General features: G+C 60.6%; 4 protein-coding genes. All 4 read left to right on the top strand.

Annotation, left to right across the window (positions count from 1 at the left end):
• Positions 1-69 precede the first annotated feature (69 nt).
• Positions 70-519: a hypothetical protein gene (locus Q0Z69_RS16810; protein WP_298035552.1), complete on the top strand. Its 450-nt coding sequence runs from the start codon at positions 70-72 to the stop codon at positions 517-519.
• 94 nt (positions 520-613) lie between these two features.
• Positions 614-1066 carry a DUF6838 family protein gene (locus Q0Z69_RS16805; RefSeq protein WP_298035551.1) on the top strand — a complete coding sequence of 151 codons (453 nt, stop codon included), beginning with the start codon at positions 614-616 and terminating at the stop codon, positions 1064-1066.
• 12 nt (positions 1067-1078) lie between these two features.
• Positions 1079-2164: a phage tail sheath subtilisin-like domain-containing protein gene (locus Q0Z69_RS16800; protein ID WP_298035550.1), complete on the top strand. Its 1086-nt coding sequence runs from the start codon at positions 1079-1081 to the stop codon at positions 2162-2164.
• Between the two features lie 12 nt (positions 2165-2176).
• On the top strand, positions 2177-2505 hold a 329-nt coding region (locus tag Q0Z69_RS16795), incomplete at its 3' end, for a phage tail tube protein (protein WP_298035549.1).

Here is a 2505-nt window from a genome sequence, read left to right as displayed (position 1 = left end):
AGTGCGGCAGGCCCTGGACCTGGACCAGTGGAAAAACGAGTATGTGATCGAGCGGCAGGAGGACATCTGATGCAGAGTATTGAGATCACCGGTCTGAAAGAGGTGACCGCCGCCTTAGACGCAGCCCCCGGCGTGATCCGAGAGGCCCGGGCCGCCTTCTTCGAGGAGGCGGGCGCCCGGATGCTGACAGACGTTCAAATACGCATTGGTGGCCCCCGCGTGTCCGCAGTGCAGGAGTACCAAGTGGGCAGTGGAAAGGGCTATGTGGCCGTCCGGGCCATGGCCAAGACAGATCTGGACGGTTATGCCGCCGGGTATGTGACCAACGCCCTGGAGAACGGCCACGCCATCCGCCGGCCGTCCGGGAACGCAAAACGGAAACGCCCATCCCGCGCCAGGGTGGCCTCCGTCCGAGGAAAGTATATGTACCGGGACGTTCGGGAGGACCAGGCTGCCCGGCTGGCGGAGGCCGGGGCAAAACGCATCGAAGATGCTGTTTTGCAAAGCCTGAAAAAATAATTTTTCTGTTTGGTGCACAAAAACATACAACTATCGGCGTTGGGCAGGTATTACATGAAGCGCGCTTTTCGACCATGTTCTTAGGGGGGATTTGTTGAAAGTATTGGATATTCTGGACGCTGTCAACGCCCGGCTGGTGGAGAAATGGCCTGATCGGACAGTGTATGTGGATGTCTGCCCCGTTGACTTTGCCCGGCCCTCTTTCTGGATCGCAGTCGAAAAAAACGATTGGACTGACGCCAACCGTTTTATGATCCGGCACGACCTGCAGATGCGGCTGACGCTCTACGATGAACTGGACGAACACTATGACGCCTCCTGGTATCGGCTGGCCCAGGAGACCGATCAGGTGATGGAACTGCTGACGCCGGTCCTTCAGGTCGGCGGCCGGCATTTGAAGCTGAACCTGAAGGCTCTGCCGCGGGATCCGGATCGGGCCTGTGTGCAGATCAACGCTGTCTGGATGGACCAGCGGCCGGGAACCGTCGGAGAGAATATCCCCGCGGCCGACAGTTATTCGCTGCGTGTCCGGGCGGACATCAATTGAGAGGAGCATACAATGGGACTTCCTGAACTTTCTTTTTCCCTGCGGAAGGCCGCCCAAACGGTAGCGGCCCGAGTATCCGCAGGCAATGTGGCCCTGATCCTGCGGGACGCCAAGGCCAACGGCGTACACGCCATTTACCGGGAGAGCGATATCCCCACAGAGTTGGGCGCCGCCAATATCGCCGCCGTCAAGCGGGCCATGGTGGGCTACATCAACAAGCCCGTGGTGGTCTATATCAGCGTGATCGCCGCCGACGCGGCGATCAGCACCGGCTTCAGCGCCCTGGCGGCATACAGCTATGACTACCTGGCCGGTCCTGTGGATATCACGGCGGAGGACGCTGAGGCTCTAGGTGGCCTGGTCAAAGAGCAGCGCAAGAAGCGGTATATCGGCAAAGCTGTGCTGCCTGAGACCGCCGGCGACAATGAGGGTGTGATCAATTTCTCCGCCAGCGGTATCAAAGCCGGTGGAGAGACCTTTACCGCCGCCCAGTATGCCAGCCGGATCGCCGGTATTCTGGCCGGTACCCCGGTGGACTGCAGTGCCACTTATGCCGCGCTGACAGAGCTGACCGGCGTGACCGCCGTGGAGAATGCTGACGCCGCTGTAGACGCCGGCAAGCTGATCCTGCTGGATGATGGCCGCCAGGTGAAGCTGGGCCGTGCCGTGACCTCCAAGACCACCCTGGCTGAAGGAGAGCCCGCGCTGCTGAAGAAGATCAAGCTGGTATCCGCCGTCGACCTGATCCGGTACTACTGCATCACCACGGTGGAGGACGAGTACCTGGGCAAGTGCGGCAACACCTACGACAATAAGTGTATCCTGCTGACCGCCCTGCGGGATTATCTCAGTGATCTGGAAGCGCAGAGCGTTCTGGTAGCCGGCAGTTCCAGCGCCGAGCTGGACGCCGAGGCGATCCGTGCGTACCTGCTGAAGGCCGCAAACGAGGCTGGGGATACCACAGCAGCCACCCGGATCAAAAAACTGACCGATGACGAGCTGCGGAAGGAAGATACCGGCAGCCATGTGTTCCTGCTGCTGTGCGGCCGGGTGCAGGACGCCATGGAGGACTTCCACATCGTACTGGAAGCGCAGTAAGGAGGGAAATATATGCCTGATATTCTGGATTCCACACAGGTACGGAGCGGTACCTGGGGGAGCTTGTGGCTGGACGGAGAGCAGGTGGCCGAGTGCTACGGCTTCCAGGCCAAGGTCAATAAGACCAAGGAGGACGTTCCCCGCTGCCGGACACTGGTGTCCGGCAAGAAGCTGACCGGCGTATCCGTCACCGGCACGGTGCGGATCTACAACGCCACCAGCCGCCTGCTGGAGGCGGAGGGCGCCGCCATCAGCGCCGGCACAGATCTGCGGCACACCATCATCAGCAATCTGGATGACCCGGACAATCCCAGAAACCAGCGGATCGTATGCAAGGGCGT

Origin of the sequence: uncultured Dysosmobacter sp. (genome assembly GCF_947631165.1) — a bacterium.
Taxonomy (GTDB): Bacteria; Bacillota; Clostridia; order Oscillospirales; family Oscillospiraceae; genus Oscillibacter.
This window is presented reverse-complemented; position numbering and strand designations above follow the sequence as displayed.

What these genes read in the sequence shown, in the direction of transcription:
- Q0Z69_RS16800 (WP_298035550.1), top strand. Translation starts at nt 1,079, where the DNA reads ATGGGACTTCCTGAACTTTCTTTTTCCCTGCGGAAGGCCGCCCAAACG.
- Q0Z69_RS16810 (WP_298035552.1), top strand. Translation starts at nt 70, where the DNA reads ATGCAGAGTATTGAGATCACCGGTCTGAAAGAGGTGACCGCCGCCTTA.